The sequence below is a fragment of the Pseudomonas sp. JQ170C genome, assembly GCF_035581345.1.
Taxonomy (GTDB): Bacteria; Pseudomonadota; Gammaproteobacteria; order Pseudomonadales; family Pseudomonadaceae; genus Aquipseudomonas.
The window spans coordinates 3,883,354-3,906,410 of record NZ_CP141608.1 but is presented as its reverse complement, the minus strand read 5'-3'; the positions used below and the strand labels follow the sequence as shown (position 1 = coordinate 3,906,410).

The 23,057-nt window shown below is 59.5% G+C and carries 26 protein-coding genes, 1 tRNA gene and 1 pseudogene; 19 read left to right on the top strand and 9 right to left on the bottom strand.

Going from position 1 to position 23,057, the window contains the following annotated elements:
* Window position 1 precedes the first annotated feature (1 nt).
* The 4 genes from U9R80_RS17715 to U9R80_RS17700 are packed head-to-tail and all read left to right on the top strand — an operon-like array spanning window position 2 to window position 3,360.
* Complete coding sequence (locus U9R80_RS17715; RefSeq protein ID WP_301841920.1) at window positions 2-1,024, top strand: LacI family DNA-binding transcriptional regulator; 1,023 nt, start codon at window positions 2-4, stop codon at window positions 1,022-1,024.
* A 13-nt stretch (window positions 1,025-1,037) separates the two neighbouring features.
* Window positions 1,038-1,946 (top strand): ribokinase, encoded by a 909-nt coding sequence (gene rbsK / locus U9R80_RS17710; protein WP_301841919.1) that lies wholly within the window; start codon window positions 1,038-1,040, stop codon window positions 1,944-1,946.
* On the top strand, window positions 1,943-2,347 hold the full coding sequence (rbsD, locus tag U9R80_RS17705; RefSeq protein ID WP_301841918.1) for a D-ribose pyranase: 405 nt from the start codon (window positions 1,943-1,945) through the stop codon (window positions 2,345-2,347). Before rbsK ends, rbsD begins: the two co-directional genes overlap by 4 nt.
* Before the next feature lie 5 nt (window positions 2,348-2,352).
* The gene (locus U9R80_RS17700) at window positions 2,353-3,360 is read left to right on the top strand and encodes a nucleoside hydrolase (RefSeq protein ID WP_301842113.1); all 1,008 of its coding nucleotides are present in this window, start codon (window positions 2,353-2,355) and stop codon (window positions 3,358-3,360) included.
* On the opposite strand, the gene U9R80_RS17695 is transcribed toward U9R80_RS17700, so the two are convergent.
* Window positions 3,332-3,538 (bottom strand): hypothetical protein, encoded by a 207-nt coding sequence (locus U9R80_RS17695; protein ID WP_301841917.1) that lies wholly within the window; start codon window positions 3,536-3,538, stop codon window positions 3,332-3,334. The genes U9R80_RS17700 and U9R80_RS17695 overlap by 29 nt on opposite strands.
* A gap of 192 nt (window positions 3,539-3,730) precedes the next feature.
* On the opposite strand from U9R80_RS17695, the gene U9R80_RS17690 reads away from it, so the two are divergent.
* Window positions 3,731-4,033 carry a hypothetical protein gene (locus U9R80_RS17690; protein ID WP_301841916.1) on the top strand — a complete coding sequence of 101 codons (303 nt, stop codon included), beginning with the start codon at window positions 3,731-3,733 and terminating at the stop codon, window positions 4,031-4,033.
* Between the two features lie 142 nt (window positions 4,034-4,175).
* Entirely contained in the window at window positions 4,176-4,487 is a 312-nt protein-coding gene (locus U9R80_RS17685; RefSeq protein WP_301841915.1) for an I78 family peptidase inhibitor, read from the top strand.
* Window positions 4,488-4,588: 101 nt separating this feature from the next.
* On the opposite strand, the gene U9R80_RS17680 is transcribed toward U9R80_RS17685, so the two are convergent.
* Window positions 4,589-4,801, bottom strand: a complete 213-nt coding sequence (locus U9R80_RS17680; protein WP_007956027.1) for a cold-shock protein — start codon at window positions 4,799-4,801, stop codon at window positions 4,589-4,591.
* 160 nt (window positions 4,802-4,961) lie between these two features.
* Complete coding sequence (locus U9R80_RS17675; protein ID WP_301841914.1) at window positions 4,962-5,255, bottom strand: hypothetical protein; 294 nt, start codon at window positions 5,253-5,255, stop codon at window positions 4,962-4,964.
* Window positions 5,256-5,627: 372 nt separating this feature from the next.
* On the opposite strand from U9R80_RS17675, the gene thrS reads away from it, so the two are divergent.
* The 9 genes from thrS to U9R80_RS17630 all read left to right on the top strand — a co-directional run bounded on the left by thrS (window position 5,628) and on the right by U9R80_RS17630 (window position 13,101).
* On the top strand, window positions 5,628-7,550 hold the full coding sequence (gene thrS / locus U9R80_RS17670) for a threonine--tRNA ligase (RefSeq protein ID WP_301841913.1): 1,923 nt from the start codon (window positions 5,628-5,630) through the stop codon (window positions 7,548-7,550).
* On the top strand, window positions 7,550-8,101 hold the full coding sequence (infC, locus tag U9R80_RS17665; RefSeq protein ID WP_274115345.1) for a translation initiation factor IF-3: 552 nt from the start codon (window positions 7,550-7,552) through the stop codon (window positions 8,099-8,101). Before thrS ends, infC begins: the two co-directional genes overlap by 1 nt.
* 60 nt (window positions 8,102-8,161) lie before the next feature.
* Window positions 8,162-8,356, top strand: a complete 195-nt coding sequence (gene rpmI, locus U9R80_RS17660; RefSeq protein WP_027620572.1) for a 50S ribosomal protein L35 — start codon at window positions 8,162-8,164, stop codon at window positions 8,354-8,356.
* Window positions 8,357-8,385: 29 nt separating this feature from the next.
* Window positions 8,386-8,742, top strand: a complete 357-nt coding sequence (gene rplT / locus U9R80_RS17655; protein ID WP_010222414.1) for a 50S ribosomal protein L20 — start codon at window positions 8,386-8,388, stop codon at window positions 8,740-8,742.
* A 104-nt stretch (window positions 8,743-8,846) separates the two neighbouring features.
* Window positions 8,847-9,863 carry a phenylalanine--tRNA ligase subunit alpha gene (gene pheS, locus U9R80_RS17650; protein ID WP_028941672.1) on the top strand — a complete coding sequence of 339 codons (1,017 nt, stop codon included), beginning with the start codon at window positions 8,847-8,849 and terminating at the stop codon, window positions 9,861-9,863.
* 36 nt (window positions 9,864-9,899) lie between these two features.
* Window positions 9,900-12,275 carry a phenylalanine--tRNA ligase subunit beta gene (pheT, locus tag U9R80_RS17645; RefSeq protein WP_301841912.1) on the top strand — a complete coding sequence of 792 codons (2,376 nt, stop codon included), beginning with the start codon at window positions 9,900-9,902 and terminating at the stop codon, window positions 12,273-12,275.
* Window positions 12,276-12,278: 3 nt separating this feature from the next.
* Entirely contained in the window at window positions 12,279-12,581 is a 303-nt protein-coding gene (ihfA, locus tag U9R80_RS17640; protein WP_002553164.1) for an integration host factor subunit alpha, read from the top strand.
* On the top strand, window positions 12,562-12,918 hold the full coding sequence (locus U9R80_RS17635; protein WP_010222411.1) for a MerR family transcriptional regulator: 357 nt from the start codon (window positions 12,562-12,564) through the stop codon (window positions 12,916-12,918). The genes ihfA and U9R80_RS17635 overlap by 20 nt, the downstream gene beginning before the upstream one ends.
* Window positions 12,919-13,024: 106 nt before the next feature.
* A tRNA-Pro gene (locus U9R80_RS17630) sits at window positions 13,025-13,101 on the top strand.
* Between the two features lie 79 nt (window positions 13,102-13,180).
* Here U9R80_RS17630 and U9R80_RS17625 read toward each other — a convergent pair.
* Window positions 13,181-13,775, bottom strand: a pseudogene (locus U9R80_RS17625) (tyrosine-type recombinase/integrase); the annotation flags it as partial.
* 238 nt (window positions 13,776-14,013) lie between these two features.
* Here U9R80_RS17625 and U9R80_RS17620 point away from each other — a divergent pair.
* Window positions 14,014-14,508, top strand: coding sequence for a hypothetical protein (locus U9R80_RS17620; RefSeq protein ID WP_301841911.1), 495 nt, complete (start codon window positions 14,014-14,016; stop codon window positions 14,506-14,508).
* 218 nt (window positions 14,509-14,726) lie between these two features.
* On the opposite strand, the gene U9R80_RS17615 is transcribed toward U9R80_RS17620, so the two are convergent.
* The 5 genes from U9R80_RS17615 to U9R80_RS17595 form a co-directional block, all read right to left on the bottom strand.
* Complete coding sequence (locus U9R80_RS17615; RefSeq protein WP_301841910.1) at window positions 14,727-15,194, bottom strand: hypothetical protein; 468 nt, start codon at window positions 15,192-15,194, stop codon at window positions 14,727-14,729.
* Window positions 15,195-15,475: 281 nt separating this feature from the next.
* Complete coding sequence (locus U9R80_RS17610) at window positions 15,476-16,684, bottom strand: S1C family serine protease (RefSeq protein WP_324803416.1); 1,209 nt, start codon at window positions 16,682-16,684, stop codon at window positions 15,476-15,478.
* Between the two features lie 739 nt (window positions 16,685-17,423).
* Window positions 17,424-17,663: a helix-hairpin-helix domain-containing protein gene (locus U9R80_RS17605; RefSeq protein WP_301841906.1), complete on the bottom strand. Its 240-nt coding sequence runs from the start codon at window positions 17,661-17,663 to the stop codon at window positions 17,424-17,426.
* Between the two features lie 212 nt (window positions 17,664-17,875).
* Window positions 17,876-18,067 carry a hypothetical protein gene (locus tag U9R80_RS17600; protein ID WP_301841905.1) on the bottom strand — a complete coding sequence of 64 codons (192 nt, stop codon included), beginning with the start codon at window positions 18,065-18,067 and terminating at the stop codon, window positions 17,876-17,878.
* A gap of 161 nt (window positions 18,068-18,228) precedes the next feature.
* Window positions 18,229-18,801: a LuxR C-terminal-related transcriptional regulator gene (locus U9R80_RS17595; RefSeq protein ID WP_301841903.1), complete on the bottom strand. Its 573-nt coding sequence runs from the start codon at window positions 18,799-18,801 to the stop codon at window positions 18,229-18,231.
* Window positions 18,802-18,949: 148 nt separating this feature from the next.
* Here U9R80_RS17595 and U9R80_RS17590 point away from each other — a divergent pair, with 148 nt between their 5' ends.
* From U9R80_RS17590 to U9R80_RS17580, 3 genes are read left to right on the top strand one after another with little or no spacing between them, the layout of a single operon-like run.
* On the top strand, window positions 18,950-20,128 hold the full coding sequence (locus tag U9R80_RS17590; RefSeq protein WP_301841902.1) for an acetyl-CoA acetyltransferase: 1,179 nt from the start codon (window positions 18,950-18,952) through the stop codon (window positions 20,126-20,128).
* A 2-nt stretch (window positions 20,129-20,130) separates the two neighbouring features.
* Complete coding sequence (locus U9R80_RS17585) at window positions 20,131-21,660, top strand: class I adenylate-forming enzyme family protein (RefSeq protein ID WP_301841901.1); 1,530 nt, start codon at window positions 20,131-20,133, stop codon at window positions 21,658-21,660.
* A 38-nt stretch (window positions 21,661-21,698) separates the two neighbouring features.
* Entirely contained in the window at window positions 21,699-23,030 is a 1,332-nt protein-coding gene (locus U9R80_RS17580) for an MFS transporter (protein ID WP_301841900.1), read from the top strand.
* Window positions 23,031-23,057: the final 27 nt, after the last annotated feature.

The following is a 23,057-nucleotide window of genomic DNA, read 5'->3' as shown; positions in this document are numbered from 1 at the left end:
AATGGCAACGATCAAAGATGTCGCGGCACTGGCGGGGATTTCCTACACCACCGTGTCCCATGTACTGAACAAGACCCGACCGGTCAGCGAGCAGGTGCGCCTGAAAGTGGAGGCCGCCATTGCTGAACTCGACTACGTGCCCAGCGCCGTGGCGCGCTCGCTCAAGGCGCGCAGCACGGCCACCATCGGTTTGCTGGTGCCCAACAGTGTCAACCCGTATTTCGCCGAGCTGGCCCGGGGCATCGAGGACGGCTGCGAGCGCAAGGGCTACTGCGTGATCCTGTGCAACTCCGACGATAACCCGCAAAAGCAGCGCAGCTACTTGCGCGTGCTGCTGGAAAAGCGCATCGACGGCCTGATTGTTGCCTCGGTGGGTGAAGACAGCGACCTGCTCGACAGTCTGGCCGCCGTGCGTACACCGATGGTGATCGTCGATCGTGCGCTGGAGGGGGTCGAGGCCGACATCGTGCGTATCGACCATGAGCAGGGCGCCTACCTTGCCACCCGTCACCTGCTGGACCTGGGGCATCGCGATATCGCCTGTATTGGCGGCCCGGATAACACCAGCGTTGCCCAGTTGCGCCTCGCAGGCTTTGAGCGTGCCCTGGCCGAAGCCGGGGTTGTGGTGGCGCCAGAGCGTATTCTCAGCAGTGACTTCACCAGCCTTGGCGGCTACGCCGCTGCGGCGCGGTTGCTGGAAGGGGAGCGCCCGACGGCGATATTTGCCGGCAATGACATGATCGGCATCGGCGTGTTGCGCGCCGCCGCCGAGCGCAACATCTGCGTGCCGAGCGAGCTGTCGGTGATCGGTTTCGACGACATCCAGCTCAGTCGCTATGTGTTTCCTGCGCTGACGACGGTGGGGCAGTCGATCCGCGAGTTGGGCGAGAGTGCAGCAGCTTTGCTGCTGTCACGGATTGCCCAACCCCTGCGCGGTGCGCCAGAGCAGCGCATCGTTGCGCCGAAGATCGTTTTGCGTGAGTCCACCGCGCCGCGTCCGGACCTTTTCAATGATTACCGCTGAGAGCAACACGAACATGCAAGCCAAGGTAGTGGTGGTCGGTAGCCTGAACATGGACCTGGTGGCCCGCGCCCAGCGGCTGCCGCGCGCGGGGGAGACCCTGGCGGGCGAATCCTTCGCCACCGTACCCGGTGGCAAGGGCGCCAACCAGGCCGTGGCCGCGGCGCGCCTGGGGGCGCCGGTGGCGATGATCGGGAGGGTGGGCGACGATGCCTACGGCCAGCAACTGCGCCAGGCCTTGCTCGATGAACGGATTGACTGCCAGGGCGTGGGTGTGTGCGCCGGCGTCTCCAGCGGCCTGGCGCTGATTGTGGTGGATGCCAGTAGCCAGAACTCCATCGTCATCATTCCCGGCGGCAATGGCCAGTTGTTGCCTGAGTCGGTGCAGGCGTTCGATGGGTTGCTGCAAGGCGCCGAGGTGATCATCTGCCAGCTGGAAGTTCCGCCGGCGACGGTGGCCTACACCCTGGAGCGCGGTCGCGCGCTGGGCAAGACCGTGATCCTCAACCCGGCGCCCTGTACCGGCCCCTTGCCTCAGGACTGGTACGACGCTATCGACTACCTGATCCCCAACGAGAGTGAAGCCCAGGCCCTGACCGGCCTGCCGGTGATCGACCTGACCGGCGCCGAGGTGGCGGCCAGCCATCTGCGCAATCTGGGGGTGAAAAACGTGATTGTCACCCTCGGCGCCCAAGGCGCATTGTTTGCCAATGCCCAGGGCATGCGCCACTTTCCGGCACCGGTGGTCCAGCCGCTGGACACCACGGCCGCTGGCGATACCTTTGTCGGCGGCTTTGCCGCAGCCCTGGCGCGGGGTATGGAGGCTGGCGAGGCCATCGCGTTCGGCCAGCGCGCGGCGGCCCTGTCGGTCACTCGCGCTGGCGCCCAACCTTCGATCCCTTATCTGGTCGAGTTGCAGCCATGAAAAAGACCGCCTTGCTCAACATTGCCCTGTCCCGGGTTGTAGCGTCCCTGGGCCACGGCGACATTCTGGTGATTGGTGACGCCGGCCTGCCGGTGCCGCCCGGCGTCGAGCTGATCGACCTGGCCCTGACGCCTGGCATCCCGGACTTTGCCAGTACCTTGCGTGCCGTACTCAGCGAAATGCAGGTTGAAAGCCATGTGCTGGCCGAGGAGTTGTTCAAGGCCAATCCACCCGCGCTGACCACCATCGAGCAATGTTTTGCCCATGGCCAACTCGGCGCCCGCAACCTGCTCAGCCATGCCGAATTCAAGCAACTCAGTCGCGGCGCCCGGGTGGTGGTGCGCACCGGTGAATGCAAGCCGTACAGCAACATCGCCTTGATCGCGGGTGTTACCTTTTAGGCCTGATCGCCAAACGTTTGCTGCAAGGAGTACTGCTGATGTCCCTGTTGACGGCCAATGCCGCCCAGGCTTCCCCGATCGAGCTGATCATTGATACCGACCCCGGCGCCGACGATGTGGTGGCGTTGCTGCTGGCCATGGCGTCACCCGATGCGTTGAACATTCGCGCCATTACGACCGTGGCCGGTAACGTGTGCCTGGGCAAGACTTCGCGCAATGCGTGCCTGGCCAGGGAGTGGGGAGGGCGCGAGGACATTCCGGTGTATGCCGGTGCCGCCAGGCCATTGTTGCGCGCCCCTGTGTGTGCGGCCGATGTTCATGGCGAGGAGGGCATGCCGGGTGTTGCGGTGTACGAGCCCAGGCTGGGCCTGGCTGCGGGCGGCGCGGTGCAGTATCTGATCGACACCCTCGGCAATGCCGAACCGCGCAGTATCACGGTGGCCATGCTCGGTCCGCAGACCAACCTGGCGTTGGCACTGATCCAGGCACCGGACATTGTCAGGGGCATCAAGGAAGTGGTGGTGATGGGCGGGGCGCACTTCAATGGCGGCAACATCACGCCGGTGGCCGAATTCAACCTGTTCGCCGACCCCGAGGCGGCAGACGTGGTGCTGAGCAGCGGCCTAACACTGACGTACCTGCCGCTGGACGTCACCCACAAGGTGCTGACCAGCGAGGCGCGGCTTCAGCAACTGGCCGCCGTCGACAATGCGGCCAGCAAGCGGGTGCTGGATGTACTCAATGCCTACATCACCATCGACATGGCGCGCTACGGCCTACCCGGCGGCCCTGTGCATGACGCCAGCGTGATCGCCTACCTGCTCAAGCCAGAGCTGTTTTCCGGGCGAAAGATCCATCTGCAAGTCGACAGCCGTGAAGGCCCGACTTACGGCCAGACCATTGCCGATTGGCATAACGCGCTGGGGCAGCCGGCGAATGTGATGTGGATCGACCGTGCCGATGCCCAGGGCTTTTTCGACCTGCTCAGTACGCGGCTTGGGCGTCTGAAGTAGTGTGCGCATAGCGCTCGAAGACCTGCTCGACGAAGCTGCGCGCGGCTTCGTTGCCCAGGTCTTTGACCAGCAGGTCGACGGCAATCAGCATCAGCTCTTCGGCGCTGGCGGGGCTATAGGCACTCTGGCCTTCGGGCCATTTGACCTTGATGTCGGCATCGATGATGTGGCTTGTCATGAAAATTTCCGGATAAAAACTGCGCGCACTGTGGGTTCAAACGCCGGGCCCTGGCGATTGAAGAGCACGGCCAAGCTGCCGTTGCCCAAGGAGTGCAGTAAATCATGCCAGCGCGTGGCAAGGCACTGCGACTTAGGCATAAGGGCAGGGGGCGTGGCAAACTATCGGTTTCCAGTTTGTCGGAACCGCGCTGTGCAGATTGATTTGAACAACCCGGAACAGTTCACCCTGGAGGCGGTGCGCAGCATGCTCGCCGCAGGCAACAATGCCCAGCACAACCAACTGCGGGTCAGTCGCGGGGGCATTGCCTGGCTTTCACAGGTGGTGGGCGGTCGTGAGCTCGACGGCCTGGCCTTTCGTCTGGAAACCTGGGCGGCGGGTTCCGGTTGCGTCGGCGAGCAGGGCGCAGCAGACGAGCGCTGGGTGCTGCAGGTGTTCAATGCCTTGAAGGATAACTGGCCGAAGCCTGCGAGCGATTACATCGACCTCTACTGAATGCAGAGAGGTCTTGCGCAAAATCCCGTGACGATTCGGTTTTCCCTTGAGTGCGCTGGCTCAGGCAGACTTGGCGGGTTTTGCAACGAAAAACCAGCGAGGCTGTCAGATAGGCAGCATTCCGTATTTTGAAGGAGGATTCATGTTCCGTGCATCATTGATGAGCCTGTTGGCGGTCGCCGCTCTGGCCGGTTGCAGCACTGGCGGTTCGTCGTCGAAGACGACCGAGCCTGTGGCTGCGGAAACTGACGGCCGTTGCCAGGCCAGTGGTGCCGAGTTTGCCGTTGGCAAGCAGGTGACCCCCCAATTGCTGGAGCAGGCTCGCAAGGCCAGCGGATCACAACTGGCTCGCGCCCTGGGGCCTCATGATGTCATCACCCTGGAGTACCGCTCGGAGCGCTTGAACCTGAACACCGATGCCCAAGGCGTCGTCACGCGTGTCAACTGCGGTTGAGTTGACAATGTAGGGGGCTTGCATCGCGATCGCGGGGCAAGCCCGCTCCTACAGGCACAAAAAAACCCGTCACATGGACGGGTTTTTTTATTCGTCAGATCTTACTCTGGACGAACTTGTGCAGCCTGCATGCCCTTCTGGCCTTTTTCGGCAACGAAGGAAACGGTCTGGCCTTCCTTCAGGCTTTTGAAACCGTCGGTTTCGATAGCCTTGAAGTGAACGAACAGGTCGTCGCCGCCACCTTGTGGAGTGATGAAGCCGAAGCCTTTCTCATCGTTGAACCATTTTACGGTGCCGGTTTGGCGATTAGACATGGGTGTATCTCCAGGAAACATGATTTTCAGTAGTGCGGTGTTGCCGAGGCCAACAGGGTGCACGCCGACCATCATAGTCTAATTATGGGCTTGTAGCCCCTTTTACCTTCGCAGATTGCTGATCTGGAGCAAATTTGCGATGGATTACATGGCCAAACGCCTATTTTTTCGGGGCGCAGGCGGCTGCAACTTTTTCTTGGGCGCGCTTCATTGTGCTGGCGTCGATGCCATCCCGGCTGTCCAGATCCTTGATTTCAGCATCGCTGAACTCCTTTTCGATCACTTTGCCGGCGCAGGTGCAATGCTGTTCGGCAGCGGTCTTCGCCACGCCTTGTTGTTGCGCCTGGGCAACGCAATTGGTCTGGTAGCCTGCGGGTAGCTTGCCGGCATGGGCGCCCAGCGGCAGCAGCAGGGCAGAGGCAGCCGCCAGGGCCAGAAGAGACTGAAGTCGCATAACCAAACACTCCTTGGGGTCGAGTCTCACAAGAGTAGGACGCTTCACAAGCTCTGAGCGGAAAAAATCCGCGCAAGTTCACCCGGGCGGCGTAAATTCCGAATATTTCTGCCCCAGGCCCAATCGCCGCAAAGCTTTGTGCTAGCATGCCCAGCTCGGGATCGCCGTGCGCTTTTTCTTACAGCTCACGGCTTAATGCTCCCCACCATATTCATTTACTTCCAGTCACTCTGGTTCGTTCCCTGGCAGGCTCTCGGGCTTCTGTCACTGTGAGACAGGCTTTGCTTAGGCAAGGGCAGGGGCGGATCGCGTACTGGCTCATCCCAACCCACGTGACCTTTGGTAGGGGTCACCACTAGGAGAGGAGGCGCCATGCCCATTATTACTCTTCCCGATGGCAGTCAACGTTCGTTCGACAAGGCCGTATCCGTAGCTGAAGTCGCCGCATCCATTGGTGCGGGCCTGGCCAAGGCCACCGTCGCCGGTAAAGTCGACGGCAAGCTGGTCGACGCCTGTGACCTGATCGACCACGACGCCAGCCTGCAAATCATCACGCCCAAGGACGAAGAGGGACTGGAGATCATCCGTCACTCGTGCGCTCACTTGGTCGGCCACGCCGTCAAGCAGCTGTACCCGACCGCCAAGATGGTCATCGGTCCGGTCATCGACGAAGGCTTCTATTACGACATCGCCTACGAGCGTCCTTTCACGCCTGAGGACATGGCTGCCATCGAGCAGCGCATGCAGCAGCTGATCGACACCGATTACGACGTCATCAAGAAGGTCACCCCGCGCGCCGAGGTGATCGAAGTGTTCAAGGCCCGTGGCGAAGACTACAAGCTGCGCCTGGTCGAAGACATGCCGGATGAACAGGCCATGGGCCTGTACTATCACGAAGAATATGTCGACATGTGCCGTGGCCCGCACGTGCCGAACACCCGCTTCCTCAAATCCTTCAAGCTGACCAAGCTGTCGGGTGCCTACTGGCGCGGCGATGCCAAGAACGAGCAACTGCAACGTGTCTACGGCACTGCCTGGGCCGACAAGAAGCAGTTGGCCGCCTACATCCAGCGCATCGAAGAAGCGGAAAAACGCGATCACCGTAAAATCGGCAAGCGCCTGGGCCTGTTCCACCTCCAGGAAGAAGCGCCGGGCATGGTGTTCTGGCATCCGAATGGCTGGACCCTGTACCAGGTGCTTGAGCAGTACATGCGCAAGGTGCAGCGTGACAACGGCTACCTGGAGATCAAGACCCCGCAAGTGGTTGATCGCTCGCTGTGGGAGAAGTCCGGTCACTGGGCCAACTACGCCGACAACATGTTCACCACGCAGTCGGAAAACCGCGACTACGCCATCAAGCCGATGAACTGCCCTTGCCACGTGCAGGTGTTCAACCAGGGCCTGAAGAGCTACCGCGAGCTGCCGCTGCGCCTGGCCGAGTTCGGTGCCTGCCACCGCAATGAGCCATCCGGGGCCCTGCACGGCATCATGCGTGTACGCGGCTTTACCCAGGATGACGCGCACATCTTCTGTACCGAAGAGCAGATGCAGTCCGAATCCGCCGCTTTCATCAAGCTGACCATGGATGTCTACGCCGATTTCGGCTTCAAGGACATCGAGATGAAGCTGTCCACCCGCCCTGAGAAGCGTGTGGGTTCCGATGAACTGTGGGATCGCGCTGAAGCCGCACTGGCCGCCGCACTCGACAGCGCCGGCCTGCCGTACGACCTGCAACCGGGTGAGGGCGCCTTCTACGGTCCGAAGATCGAGTTCTCGCTCAAAGATTGCCTCGGTCGTGTCTGGCAGTGTGGTACCCTGCAGCTCGACTTCAACCTGCCGATCCGTCTGGGCGCAGAGTTCGTCTCCGAAGATAACGGCCGCAAGCACCCAGTAATGCTGCACCGTGCGATCCTCGGTTCGTTCGAGCGTTTCGTCGGAATTCTGATCGAGCACTACGAAGGTGCATTCCCGGCTTGGCTCGCGCCAACCCAGGCGGTGATCATGAATATCACCGACAAGCAGGCCGAATTCGCCCTGAATGTTGAAAAAACTCTCAATGAAAGCGGATTCCGTGCCAAGTCCGACTTGAGAAATGAGAAGATCGGCTTTAAAATCCGCGAGCATACTTTGCTCAAGGTCCCTTACCTTTTGGTTATAGGGGACCGTGAGGTCGAAACGCAAACCGTCGCCGTACGTACCCGAGAAGGCGCAGACCTCGGCTCCATGCCGGTCGCCCAGTTCGCGGAGTTCCTTGCGCAGTCGGTTTCCCGGCGTGGTCGCCAAGAATCGGAGTAATTACTATTAAGCGTGATATGAGAAACGATAAACGAGCTGCACCGAAGGCCCCGATCAACGAGAATATCTCGGCACGCGAGGTTCGGTTAATTGGCGCTGACGGCGAGCAGATTGGCATCGTCTCGATCGATGAAGCGCTTCGTATCGCTGAAGAAGCGAAGCTGGATCTGGTAGAGATTTCTGCCGACGCGGTACCCCCTGTTTGCCGCGTCATGGACTACGGCAAAAGCCTTTTCGAGAAGAAAAAGCAGCAGGCCGCCGCCAAGAAGAATCAGAAGCAGATCCAGATTAAAGAAATCAAGTTTCGTCCAGGGACGGAGGAAGGGGATTACCAGGTAAAACTACGCAACCTGGTACGTTTCCTTAGTGATGGGGACAAGGCCAAGATTTCCCTGCGTTTTCGCGGCCGTGAGATGGCTCACCAGGAGCTGGGTATGGAACTGCTGAAGCGGGTCGAAGCTGACCTCGCCGAATACGGTACCGTCGAACAGCATCCGAAGATGGAAGGACGCCAGCTTATGATGGTCATCGCCCCCAAGAAAAAGAAATAACCACCAGGGCACGGCAGGCCTTGCGGTTATGTTTATCAACTGAATGCGGAGTATCCGAACATGCCAAAGATGAAAACCAAAAGCGGTGCAGCCAAGCGTTTCTTGAAAACGGCTAACGGCATCAAGCACAAGCACGCTTTTAAGAGCCACATCCTGACCAAAATGTCGACCAAGCGTAAGCGTCAACTTCGCGGTAGCAGCCTGCTGCACGCGTCGGACGTTGCAAAAGTCGAGCGCATGCTGCGCCTTCGTTAATTTTTGGTCAAAGATAGAGGAAATTACTCATGGCTCGTGTAAAGCGTGGCGTCATCGCTCGTAAGCGTCACAAGAAAATTCTGAAACTGGCTAAAGGTTACTACGGCGCACGCTCGCGCGTATTCCGTGTAGCCAAGCAAGCGGTCATCAAGGCAGGCCAATACGCCTACCGCGACCGTCGTCAGAAAAAACGTCAGTTCCGCGCTCTGTGGATCGCTCGTATCAACGCTGGTGCGCGTATCAACGGTCTGTCCTACAGCCGCCTGATCGCTGGCCTGAAAAAAGCGTCGATCGAAATCGACCGTAAGGTTCTGGCCGATCTGGCAGTGAACGAAAAAGCGGCGTTTGCTGCGATTGTCGAGAAAGCTAAAGCCTCGCTGGCTTAAGTACCCCCGACAATCACCCGGCGTCATTTCCGGCGCCGGGTGTTAAACGTCTTAATAGGGGAAGAGCCTGCGCTCTTCCCCTATTTTGTATCTGGAGTCTGTACATGGAAAACCTGGACGCGCTGGTCTCCCAAGCCCTGGAGGCCGTGGAACGCGCTGAAGACATCAATGCCCTGGAACAGATCCGGGTTCAATTCCTTGGCAAGAAAGGCGAACTGACCCAGGTGATGAAGACCCTGGGCAACATGCCTGCCGAAGAGCGGCCAAAAGTTGGCGCGCTGATCAACGACGCCAAGGAACGCGTCACCGAGGTGCTCAATGCGCGCAAGGCGGCGTTTGAAGAAGCCGAACTCAGCGCCCGTCTGGCTGCCGAGTGCATTGATGTAACCTTGCCGGGCCGTGGCCAGACCTCCGGTGGTCTGCATCCGATCACCCGCACCCTGGAGCGCATCGAGCAGTTCTTCACCCATATCGGCTACGGCATCGCCGAAGGCCCAGAGGTCGAAGACGACTACCACAACTTCGAGGCGCTCAACATTCCCGGCCACCACCCGGCCCGGGCAATGCACGACACCTTCTATTTCAATGCCAACATGCTGCTGCGCACCCACACCTCGCCGGTGCAGGTACGGACCATGGAGTCCAGCCAGCCGCCAATCCGCATTGTCTGCCCGGGCCGCGTTTACCGTTGCGACTCGGACCTGACCCACTCGCCGATGTTTCACCAGGTCGAAGGCCTGCTGATCGATCGCGACATCAATTTCGCCGACCTTAAAGGCACCATCGAAGAATTCCTGCGTGTGTTCTTTGAAAAGGAACTGGCGGTCCGCTTCCGTCCGTCCTTCTTCCCCTTCACCGAGCCTTCGGCTGAAGTCGACATCCAGTGCGTGATGTGCAGCGGCAAAGGCTGCCGCGTGTGCAAGCAGACCGGCTGGCTGGAAGTCATGGGCTGCGGCATGGTTCACCCGAACGTGCTGCGCATGTCCGGCATCGACCCTGAAGAGTTCCAGGGCTTTGCCTTCGGCATGGGCGCCGAGCGCCTGGCCATGCTGCGTTACGGCGTCAACGATTTGCGTCTGTTCTTCGACAACGACTTGCGGTTCCTTGCGCAATTTCGCTAGGTCGCGCACCCGTAACGAATCTTTCAGGAGAGCAGGATGAAATTCAGTGAAAAATGGCTGCGCGGTTGGGTAAACCCGCAGGTATCCCGAGACGAGCTGGTTGCCCGTCTGTCCATGGCCGGCCTTGAAGTCGACAGCGTCACCCCGGCTGCCGGTCAATTCAGCGGTATCGTTGTCGGTGAGGTGCTGAGCACCGAGCAGCACCCAGACGCCGACAAGCTGCGCGTGTGCCAGGTCAGCAACGGCAGCGAGACCTTCCAGGTAGTGTGTGGCGCGCCAAACGTTCGCCCTGGCCTGAAGATTCCGTTCGCCATGATCGGCGCCGAACTGCCGGGCGACTTCAAAATCAAGAAAGCCAAGCTGCGTGGCGTTGAATCCAACGGCATGCTGTGCTCGGCTGCCGAGCTGCAGATCAGCGAAGAAAACGATGGCCTGCTGGAACTGGCTGCCGACGCCCCGGTTGGCGAAGACATTCGCGTGTACCTGGACCTGGACGACGCCAGCATCGAGGTCGACCTGACCCCGAACCGTGGCGACTGCCTGTCCCTGGCTGGCCTGGCCCGTGAAGTTGGCGCCCTGTACGCAGAGCCAGTCACTCGCCCGCAAGTGTCCGCCGTTGCAGCTGTACACGACGAAGTGCGCCCGGTGGAAGTTCTGGCCCCGGTCGCTTGCCCGCGTTACCTGGGTCGTGTCATCCGCAACGTCGACCTGTCGCGTCCGACGCCACTGTGGATGGTTGAGCGCCTGCGTCGCGCTGACGTGCGCAGCATCGACGCTGCCGTCGACATCACCAACTATGTGATGCTCGAACTTGGTCAGCCGCTGCATGCATTCGATTTCGCCGAAATCAACGGCGGCATCCGCGTGCGTATGGCCGAGGAGGGCGAGAAGCTCGTTCTGCTTGATGGCCAGGAAGTAGCACTGCGCAGCGATACCCTGGTTATCGCCGACCACACTCGCGCCCTGGCTATCGCCGGCGTCATGGGTGGCGAGCACAGCGGTGTTTCTGCCGCCACGCGCGACATCTTCCTTGAAAGCGCGTTTTTCGAGCCGATCTCGGTCGCTGGCAAGGCCCGCTCCTATGGCCTGCATACTGACGCTTCGCACCGCTACGAGCGAGGCGTCGACTCGCAGCTGGCCCGTGAAGCCATGGAGCGCGCCACTGGCCTGCTGCTGGACATCGTCGGTGGCGAAGCCGGTCCGGTTATCGAAACCGTCAGCGAACAGCACCTGCCGAAAATTGCACCGGTGACCCTTCGTTCCGAGCGTATCAATCAGATGCTCGGTATGGACATGGACACCGCCGAAGTCGAGCGCCTGCTCAACGCCCTCGGCCTGAAAACCAGCGGTGAAGCCGGGCAGTGGCAGGTTGAAGTACCAAGCCATCGCTTCGACATCAGCCTGGAAGTCGACCTGATCGAAGAACTGGCCCGCCTGTACGGTTACAACCGCCTGCCGGTTCGTTACCCGCAAGCGCGCCTGGCTCCGCAAGCCAAGGCCGAGGCCCGTGGTGAACTGCCGGCCCTTCGTCGCTTGTTGGTTGCCCGCGGCTACCAGGAAGCTATCACCTACAGTTTCATCGACCCGAAACTGTTCGAGCTGTTCAGCCCAGGCGTCGAGCCGCTGCTGTTGGCCAACCCGATCTCCAGCGACATGGCGGCCATGCGTGCCTCCTTGTGGCCGGGCCTGGTCAAGTCGCTGCAACACAACCTCAACCGCCAGCAGGATCGCGTGCGCTTGTTCGAGAGCGGCCTGCGCTTTGTCGGCCAACTGGGTGACTTGCAGCAGCAACCGATGCTGGCTGGCGTGGTGTGCGGCAGCCGCCTGCCGGAAGGCTGGGCCAACGGTCGCGACACCATCGACTTCTTCGATGTGAAGGCTGACGTAGAAGCACTGTTGGGCTTCTCGGGTTCGCTGGCCGAGTTCAACTTCGTACCGGGTAAGCACCCTGCGCTGCATCCAGGCCAGACTGCCCGCATCGAGCGTGACGGCCGTGAAGTTGGCTACCTGGGTGCCATTCACCCAGAACTGGCTAAAACCCTCGGTCTGGACCGTCCGGTATTCGTCTTTGAGCTGGTGTTGGGTGAAGTGGCCGAAGGCCGTCTGCCGAAGTTCAGCGAATTGTCGAAATTCCCGGAAGTGCGTCGTGACCTGGCCTTGGTAGCAGGACGTGATGTTGCTTCGAGCTCGGTACTTGAAGTAATTCGTGACAATGCAGGCGAATGGCTGACAGACCTCAGGCTGTTTGATGTTTATCAGGGTAAAGGCATTGATCCTGATAGAAAAAGCCTGGCGGTCGGCTTGACCTGGCAGCATCCATCGCGCACTCTTAATGATGAAGAGGTGAATACCGCGACACAAAACATCCTCACCTCGCTCGAACAAAGGTTGAACACCACGTTAAGGAAATAGCGTATGGGTGCTCTGACGAAAGCTGAGATGGCCGAACGGCTGTACGAGGAGCTGGGCCTGAACAAACGTGAGGCCAAGGAATTGGTCGAACTGTTCTTTGAGGAAATCAGGCACGCTCTAGAAGACAACGAGCAAGTCAAATTGTCCGGATTCGGCAATTTCGACCTGCGTGACAAACGCCAGCGGCCGGGCCGCAACCCCAAGACAGGGGAAGAGATCCCGATCACGGCGCGTCGAGTCGTCACCTTTCGTCCAGGGCAGAAGTTGAAAGCCCGAGTTGAGGCTTATGCTGGAACCAAGTCATAACGACGAGCTTCCGCCGATTCCAGGCAAACGCTACTTCACCATCGGTGAAGTGAGCGAGCTTTGTGCGGTAAAACCGCATGTGCTCCGCTACTGGGAGCAGGAATTCCCACAACTCAACCCGGTGAAGCGTCGCGGCAACCGACGGTATTACCAGCGCCAAGACGTGCTGATGATCCGCCAGATCCGCGCGCTGTTGTACGACCAGGGCTTCACCATCGGCGGGGCGCGATTGCGCCTCTCTGGCGATGAAGCCAAGGACGACACTACCCAGTACAAACAACTGATCCGGCAGATGATTGTCGAGCTTGAGGATGTATTGGTAGTGCTGAAGAAGTAACCCTTATCGGGCCAGGAATTTTGGAAAAAATGCTTCCATAATTCAAAAGGTTAGGGTACATTCTTCAACGTTCTCAGCAACTAGGAGAACATGCTTCAAGCCCAGTCGGGGCGTAGCGCAGCCCGGTAGCGCACTTGCATGGGGTGCAAGGGGTCGAGTGTTCGAATCACTCCGTCCCGACCATTATTTTCAATGAATTAGGCCAGTTTCGTGAGAGCTGGCCTTTTTCATGTGCGTGACTTTTGCGTGACTTCTCTAATTTTCACGCCTGCCTCCTCTTCAAGATCGTCAGCACTGGTCCTCTCGAATCAGTGGCTGATTCCATGTTTGCCGCTTCGATCAGTTGACCAAGCTCAGCGCCCGAGTAATGACTGGTGATGCTGGCGTTCTTGTGCCCGAGCAGTGACTTCCGATCTTCTTCAGTAATTCCCGCGGCCCGCAGTAGGCGGCTGAAGGTGTGCTTCAAGTCGTGAATCCTGATCGAGGCCAGAGTTTCGCCGCTCTCACCCGTGCCTTCTTCCAAGCCGAGTCGTTCATCCGGTGCATTGCGGTGCCGTTGTACGAGAAAACCCACTCCCGGCTGATGCCCGCTGACTCTCAATGATCGACTTGGCCACGCTGTTCAAGACCACCAAGCGTTCGTCGCCATTCTTTACTCCCGACCGGGCGTGTCTCCCGCCGAAGTCAGCGGGGATCAGGAAAGCACTGGTCCCGAGTTCCGGCATTGCAATCTCCCAATCCCACCGCAGCTTGCAAACTTAGTGCGCCCGGCAGCCCGCGTTCACCTCGAATAAGGCCATCGTCTGCAAGTGATCCGGAAGCACTCCGAACAGAATCGACTGCTCCTCCCAATACATCGCTTGTCGTTCATGGCGCTCAAATACCAGAAGTACATAAATTCTCCTGCCTAGAAAAATGCCTGCTCAGCGGCGGGCTTCATAAGGCTATGCAGGTTCAGGAAGTGGTCTTCTGAGTCTGAATTACCGCCCGACCACTTTATTTTTCGAGGTGATGGCTATTTGACATCGTTTGAGTACAATCGCCGACGGCCGATATCCGGCCCTAGCCAATAAAGGCATACGGAGCTGTTAGAAAATGGTTCGGAAAGTGATTGGAGCTGCTGTTGTTGCCGCGACTCTGGGAATCCAAGGGTGTGCGAGTATTGTGGGAGAGTCGCGATATCCTGTAGCGGTTTCTAGCGCTCCGCCTGGTGCATCTTTCGAGGTCACCGATAAAAACGGAATTGTCGTTCACTCCGGAAACACTCCAAGCACCATTACTCTCAAATCAGGTGATGGGTATTTTTCTGGACAGACCTATACGCTGCGCTTCAAGAAGGAAGGCTACCCCGACAAGGCCGTTGAGATCGACTCCAGCTTGAGTGGTTGGTACTGGGGCAACATTCTCATTGGTGGTTTGATCGGGATGCTGATCGTCGACCCACTCACGGGCGCAATGTACAAGCTTCCCGAGCACGCCTCAGCGGACATGGGCAAGCCCCTTGCTGGCACATCCGCTGGCTCGCTGAAAGTTGCCCTGATTGATGACCTGAGTGCTGCTCAACGCGAGCAACTAGTGCCAATCAACTGATCTGTGGAAATAGCGGGGAGGGCGGCTGACTCGCCATCACTCCAGCAGCAAAAAGCCCACACATGGCGGGACATGGTGGGCTGTTTGTAATGCAGTGCGTGCCGATCCTTCGGCGTGCGGATTGTGGGGGAATTTCCGTCCTTTCACTATTGACGCGGGTCAACCCCAGCGCCAACAGGATGTTCAGGCGCTGGCCTCAAGTTGAGGCCAGCGACCAGTTACTCGACCACTTCGAGCGCATTCACCGCGCGCAAGAACATACCTTCATAGCGTTTCTTGATGCGACGGAAGTGACCGGTAGCGACCAAGGCGTCTACCACCTCGGTAGTTGCCTGCATGGTGTTCCGGTAGCGAAGGTCACCAAGAAACTCGCGGCGGATAATCGGGTCGAGGGTCATTTGTTGCTCTTTCGGAAATTTATCCAACGTCTGGGCACGCTGATTGATCGCGAGATCCTTGATGTCGCGTTCCTTCAGATACTTCAGCAGGTCCGGTACATGGAGATAAGCGTTGGTGCCACCGTAAGGGAGTTTGATCATGGTTTGATCCTCATTCAAAAGCGGATGTGATGAGGCCGGAGCCTCTGACCTCGATCCGCCAGCAATGAGTGCGCGATACATATCAATGGGCATCACCGCAAATACCGCTTCGCCGTTGTCACCGTGAATGAACTGTACAGAGCTCATGTGCTTCTCCAATGCGATTACATTATGTGTGCAATGTAATTACAATGTAAAAAGCAGTCAAGCGTTTGCTCCCACAAACAGGGCCCGCATTTTTGTCCCTTGCCCAGCCTCGAAGGCATCGACGAATCGAGCCAGGCGCTGTACAGCGATCGAGGCTTGGCGCTTGAGGCCGGTACACAGGCAAAGAAAAGCCCGTCGAGGCGGGCTAGAAGCATCTGAAGGCGCGATGTGAATCGCACTTTCGCTTGCGAAAAGAATGTGGACGGAACGCACTCGGTCGGTTACGGCCAACCCACGATTTTCAGGGACGAATCATTTTTTTGCGACTGCTTCAGTTGGGCATCTGCATCGGCTCGAGACGCGTAGCAAATCAGCCCCGCATCTTGTTTTGACGCCTCAGGGCTGCCTTTTGGCTTCATTTGATAGATGAATGCGTTGTGCATCTGAATCGTCTCTGCATACTCAAAATCCCCCCAAATGCTAGGTTGGGATTGCTTCACTTTTGCCACATAACTGTTCAACCGTGTTTGAAATACAGAGCCAGTCCGATCGGTATCGTCAATCTTGACCACGGGGCTGCAAGTTGAGCCGCGCTCTTCTCCGATTGTCAGGTATGCGTAGCAGTAATTTGATGTGCTCGAAGGTTTGTCTGGAGGTGCGAGAGGTGCCTGGGCTACCGCTGTTGCTGGGGGTGTTGAGGCGGAAACGGGGACTATGGGCAGCGGTACAGCAGGGCCTCCCATCTGGGCACTCGCTACCAGAAGTTTCGTATCACGCCTTACTTGCAGGTTATTCACCGACCCAATAGGTGCATGGCCTAGCATTGTGCGCAGGTCGATGGCGTTCCTGACCGGCTTGTCGTTAACGGCGACGATGATATCGCCGACCTTGATTCCAGCTTTTTCCGCCGCGCTATTTGGACTCACCATAATAACCATCGCGCCTTCAGCGGGGATGTTGTAGGTCGCCACATAGCGGGGGTCTACGTTATCCATGCTGATGCCAATACGACCACCCACCCAGCTGGAAGGAGGACACTTTTTATCGCTCAGTGCTTTGCTTCGTGCTGCGATTCGGGCTTGAGCTATCTGTTGGCCCTGAACGTCATTTACCTTTTTTCTACCCTCCAGGCGCTCATGGGCAAATACGAGGGCAACTTCAAGGTATTCGCAGGATTCGTTACGGTAAGCATCGGGCACCTCTGCAGCGATCAGAGTGGCAGCGGTCACAGGAGGCGTAGCAGGCACAGTTGGCGTTGTAGAGGGAACTGCCGACGGCGGATAAGTTGAATAGCCTGTTTCCGTTTCCGAAGATTCAGAAAGGAGTGGTTCAACAATCATGACGCCAGCGTAACCCGCTACCCCGGCCATCAACAGGCCCGAATCACCGCTCGCTGCCCCACCCACCAACATGCCCATCGCGGCAAGTTCCCCAACAGCCCCATCAGTAGCGCAGCCGCTGAGACCTGTAAAGCAGGAGGCAATAGCCATACTGCGAACTGACTTCGAGATGTTTGCGAGCATTTAATTCCCCGGGGCTGATGCGATAGGCATTCTTAATTTTTCGGCATAATGGCGATCTGCCTTGATTTTGTATAGCGTCAGATATGGGGCTTGGATGCGGGGCGACGGAAGGCGCATGTTGGAAGTGGTTTGATAACACGCGGCAGCAAAAAGCCCGCCAAAGCGGGCTTCTTCTCGGGGCGCCAGCAACCACCTATGGCGTAGCAGCCCGCAACCTTATGCCACTCACTTCGACCTGCTGGCCAATGGCGAATTCTTCACGCGGGGAGCGAACAGTTCGTTCCTCGCCTGTACTGCTTCGCACCGTGTATGCGTGTCCCTCCTGCCCAGTTGCAGACTGCACACCAGATCCAACAAACAGTCCTGCCCCTGCGCCTACCAACGCTCCTATGGGGCCACCTACCGCGCCGCCAACCAGCAGCCCTGTGCCCGCACCAAATCCAGATCCAACCGTCGTGTCACCTTCCTGGGAAATCACTTCATCAGCGATTGCAGCGCTTGCTCCGAACAGACACAAGCCAGCGCTCAAGACAACAACATATAACGGTTTCATGCTGCCTCCCAATGGCAGGCAACGTTACCTGCCATGATGGCCAAGTAAACGGCCGGCATCTGTGTTGGGCCGCAGACATGGCGCATGAGTAAGCCTAGCAGCGGGCAACAAAAGCCCTAAGGGACTATGGCATGGGTATACGGACGAGCACGTTTACCCAGCCGACCCCCTGGCAAGCTCAACCGCCGCAGTGATGGCCGCTCGGGCTTGCGGGCTGTTCTTCCAGCAAGTTGATCCCACCGCAGCTGAGGCTTGAGCCAGGATGTCGCCGACATTCGATTTACTCAGCTCAGCCAGGGTTTCGATGCCCATCTGTTCAAGTCGGGTGATGACGGTGGGCCCTACGCCTTTGAGTGCCAGCAGCGCGGTTCGCTCGTTCGGTGGAAATGGCATCCTTGAATTCCTTTTCGGGTGCGAGAGTGCCCTGGAGCTTGCACGAACTTCGAGTGTGGCTCAACGGTAGCGGTGGAATGACAGGCAAAGAAAAGCCCGCCATAAAGCGGGCCTAAGGTGTCACGAGAGAGTAGGGCTACTGTGCACCTTGGCCCGTGAAAAATTTGTCAAGGTGGTGGAACAGGTCCGCAGGACAGGGCCTTTCCTATCGTTCAGACACCTGCAGCGGTCCTGTCTTGAGCATCCATGATGAAGTGCAGCGGCATATGCTCAGGCGTATCAAGGGTCGATACTTCAAAACCACCCACGATCAGTGGCTGTCGAGCTTCCTGCTCAAGCGTTTCCTCCGCCAACCTTTTGACCATTCTCGCGTGGTTCATTGCGATTTCACTGAGCGTCGACACGGTACATCTCCGATAACAAGCAATTATTGTGGCCGCTGCCGCGTCAGAATTACGTCTTCCCGGGGCCGCTAGAGCCGGCTTGTGCAATAGCCAAGCCAGAGGTTGATGGACAGTTGGCGTAGTGTTTCCAAATGCGACGAATGGTGGGGCAGGTCGTAGGGTCAGTTCAACACAATAATTCGCGACACCAGTTCCGCACTGTTTTTCGCGTCAAGCTTCTTCATCAATCGCGCCCGGTGCACTTCCACCGTCCGGTGCGAAATATCCAGCTTGCGGCCAATTTCCTTGCACGTCAGCCCATTGACGATATGCGCCGATATTTCCCGTTCCCTGGGCGTGAGGTTGACGGTCGGCCTGAACACCCGGTCCATGCGCTCGAAATGCCACACCATCAGCTGAAAGGGATCGTCCGGGGTCAGGGTGTAGCCGTTGGCGCGGGCCCAAAAGACTTCGCCACTGTGATGCTGCATGAAGCGCTCGTCGGAGTAGGCACCGTTCCTGGCGTGACGCAGCCAGCTCAGGCTGCGTTCGCCGATGGCCTGGTAGTCGGCCTGTGACGGGTAGAGCTTGAGGATCAGCTTGCCCATCAGTTCGTCACGCTCGTAGCCGAACAGGCTCTGGAAGGCTTCATTGAGGTCGAGCATGCGGCGGTTGCCGGTGATGACTTGCGGCGCGGGCGACACCTGGAAGGCCAGGCGCTCAAGGTCTTGCAGTTGTCGGGCTGGGTCGGTCATGGGCCAGGCCTCCCTCGTTTCTAGGGGATTTTCCCACGCAGTATCCATCAGTCGGGCTACTCATCCCTATACGTAGTTGCACGGATAGCGAGGGCCTGGAGGTTGGGGCCATTGTAGGGAACGCCTGTTCAACTACAAGGATAAAACCATGGCTACCGACTCCGTCAGCATCGTCGCCGCCGCGCATTCGCGGTTTGGCCGCTTGAGCGATGCCACCTTGGAAGATCTGATCGTTGATGTCACCCGTGCCGCGTTGGCGGATGCGGATGTTGCAGCGTCGGAGATCGACGCGCTGTTTCTCGGGCATTTCAATTCGGGGCTGGTGCCCGACGGTTTTCCGGCATCGTTGATGTTGCAGGCCGATCCCGCGCTGCGCTTCAAACCCGCCACTCGTTGCGAGAACGCCTGTGCTTCGGGCGCGGCGGCGATTCAGGCGGGGATCAATGCGATTCGCTCGGGCGAGGCGGAGCTGGTGCTGGTGGTGGGGGCCGAGAAGATGACCTCGAACTCAACTGCCCAGGTCACTCAGGCCCTGGCCGGGGCGGGGTATCAGCATGATGCCGAGGAAGCCGGCTTGAGCTTCCCGCAGTTGTTCGGGCTGGCCGCCGCAGGTTACGGCCAGCGTTACCAGAGTCCGCTGTCGGCCATGGCGGCGATTGCCGCGAAGAACCACGCCAATGCCATGGCCAACCCGCTGGCGCAGATGCACAAGGCAATGAGTTTCGAGCACTGCAACACGGTATCCGAGAGCAACCCCTACATCGCTGAGCCGCTACGTCTGACCGACTGCTCGCTGGTCACCGACGGCGCCGCGGCGATTGTGCTGGCGTCTGCAAAACGCGCCAGGCAGTTCCGCCGTGAAGTGGCGATCCGCAGCATGGCCCAGGTCAATGATTTTTTGCCGCTGTCGCGACGCGACCTCCTGGCGTTCGAGGGCCCGCAGCGGGCGATCCAGTCTGCCTTGAGCCAGGCTGGGGTCACCCTGGATGAGCTGAATTTTGCCGAGGTTCATGACTGCTTCACCATCGCCGAATTGCTGATCTACGAAGCCATGGGCCTGGCACCGAAAGGGCAGGGCCATCGGGTGCTCGAAGCGGGCATCGTACAGGCCGGCGGCAGGTTGCCGGTGAACTTGTCGGGCGGGCTCAAGGCCAAGGGGCATCCGGTGGGGGCCACAGGGGTGTCGATGCATGCCTTGGCGTTCGGCCAGTTGACGGGCAACCCGATTGGCCTGGCAGCAGCCAATGCCGAGTTCGGCCTGTTGTTCAACATGGGCGGGATGGCGGTGGCCAACTACGCCACGGTGTTGCAGGCGCGGAGGGCGTAACAGTGAATATTGCCAATTGGCTGCATGCCGCCGCCCAGTGCTGGCCCGAGCGTCCGGCGTTGTTTGAAGGGGCGCGGCAGGTTGCCGACTACCAGGGTTTTGCTGCCAGGGTACGCGGTCTGGCCCATGAGCTGACTCACCAGCACGGGGTCGAGCCGGGTGATCGCGTGGCGCTGTTCATGAAGAATTGCTGCGAGTACCTGGAGCTGATGTACGCGGTGTGGTGGGTCGGTGCCGTGGCGGTGCCGATCAACTGCAAGCTGCACCGCAGCGAGGCCGGCTGGATCGTCGACAACGCCCAGGCCCGGGTGCTGTTCACGGATGGCGGGCAGGTGTTCGCCCCCCACGAACTGGCCTGCCGCGAATTGGCGGGGCGCAGTCGGACAACGCTGGACGCCGGCGATCTCCAGCCCATCCCCTATAGCTGCAATGCCGATCACCTGGCCTGGCTGTTCTACACCTCCGGCACCACCGGGCGCTCCAAGGGCGTGATGCTGTCCCATGGCAACCTGGCGGCGATGTCGCTGTGTTACCCGCTGGATGTCGATGCGGTCAGCGCCCGGGACGCGGTGGTGTATGCCGCGCCCATGTCCCACGGTGCCGGGTTGTACAACTTCATCCATGTGCGCTGCGGCGCCCGGCATGTCGTGCCCGAGAGCCGTGGCTTCAAGGCCGACGAGCTGTTCGGGCTTGCCGCCCGGCTGGGCGATGTAACGCTGTTCGCGGCGCCGACCATGGTCAAGCGTATGGTCGAACAGGCCCGGTGTACCGGCTACGCCGGCGAGGGCATCAAGACCATCGTGTACGGTGGCGCGCCGATGTACCTGGCCGACCTCCAGGAAGCGCTCAGCACCTTCGGCCCACGCCTGGTGCAGATCTACGGCCAGGGCGAGAGCCCGATGACCATCAGCGCCTTGTCCCGTGAGCTGATTGCCGATCGCGGGCGCCCGGACTGGTCCGCCATCGTGTCCTCGGTGGGGCGGGCGCATGCCTGTGTCGATGTCCGCGTGCTCGATGCCCAGTTGCACGCGCTGCCGGCGGGGCAGCCCGGCCAGATTGCCGTGCGCGGCCCGACGGTCATGCACGGCTACTGGCGCAACGAGGCGGCCACGGGTGAGGCACTGGTCGATGGCTGGCTGCTCACCGGCGACATCGGCTATCTCGACGATCACGGTTACCTGACCCTCACCGACCGCTGCAAGGACGTGATCATCTCCGGTGGCAGCAATGTGTATCCCCGTGAGGTGGAAGAGGTGTTGGCGCTGCACCCCGAGGTGTTCGAGGTGTGTGTGGTGGGCGAGGCGGACGCAGAGTGGGGCGAGTCAGTGGTGGCCTTTGTGGTTGCCCGTGACAACCAGCCGCTGGATGAGCGATCGCTCACTGCCTGGTTCATCGGGCGCATGGCTTCGTTCAAAAAACCGAAGAAGTACGTGTTCCTCGCCGAGTTGCCGAAAAACAGCTACGGCAAGGTGCTCAAGACCGCACTGCGCCAATGGCTGCAGGAGGCTGGCGGTAGCGCTGTTACTCCGTGACTGTTTTCCATCAATAAGAACAAGACAGGAATACTTCTATGGCAACGCATCAGCACAACCCGGCCCGGCAACGGCGCCGCGCCTTTATCGGTGCAACCTCCGGGCACCTCATCGAATGGTATGACTATGGCGTGTACGGCTTTTTGGCGGTGTACATCGGCCAGGCGTTCTTCGTCTCCGACGACCCGACCACCAGTTTGCTCAGCAGCTTTGCCGCCTTTGCCTTGAGTTTTTTCATCCGGCCCTTGGGCGGTCTGTTTTTCGGGCCGCTGGCCGACAAGATCGGTCGGCGCAAAACCCTGATCACCGTCCTGGTCATGATGGCGGGCTCTACGTGCCTGCTGGGCCTGTTGCCCACCTACGCCGCCATTGGCATCGCCGCGCCGATCCTGCTGGTGCTGATTCGCTGTGTTCAAGGCTTTTCTGCCGGGGGCGAGATCGGCACCATCACCAGCTTCATCTCTGAATACGCAGGGCCCGGCCGGCGGGGCTTTTCCACCTGCTGGCTGATGGTGACCGCCGTGCTTGGGCTGGTGCTGGGCGGGGTGGTTGCCAATGGTATGACCTGGCTGCTCGGCGCTGAGCTGATGCAGGACTGGGGCTGGCGCATTCCGTTCCTGGTCGCCGGCCCCATGGGCCTGATCTCCATGTACATTCGCCTCAAGCTTGAGGACAGCCCGGAGTTCCTGGCGCTGCAAAAGGCCGGGGAAACCTCCAAGGCGCCGCTGCGTGAAGTGTGGCAATGGAAGCGGGCGATCACCCTGGTGTTTTTCATCATCACCCTGCACAGCTCGATCTTCTACCTGGTGCTGACCTTCGCTTCCACCTACATGTCGCGGATCCTCAAGTTCGACAGTGGCACCACGCTGCTCTATGTCTTCATCGCCAGTTTGACGGCTGCGTTCGTCATGCCTTTTGGCGGCCTGTTCACCGACCGGTACGGGCGCAAACCCTTCCTGATCGTGGTGGGGGTCCTGGCGACGCTGGCGATGTACTGGTTCTTCAAGGCCGCGCCCACGGCCACGCCGGGTTCGTTTTTCCTGCCGTTGATGGCGGTGGCGATTTTCTTCGGGCTGTATGCCTCGTCCACTTACGCCACCATGAGCGAACTGCTGCCTACACGCATCCGCTCCACGGGGATCGCGGTGGCGTACAACATTCCGGTGGCGGTGTTTGGCGGCAGTGCGCCGTTCATTTCGACCTGGCTGATCCAGCAGACCGGGGATATTTCGTCACCGTGGTACTTCTACATCGGCACCGGGGTGGTGTCGCTGATTGCCCTGGTGGTGCTGCGCAAGGAAGACTTCGTAGCCTGCCAGGGGGCCGGGGAAGGGCGGCTTGCCGGTGACCTTGTGATGACGCCGCGCTGAGGCCATCGCCGGCATTGCCGGCGATCA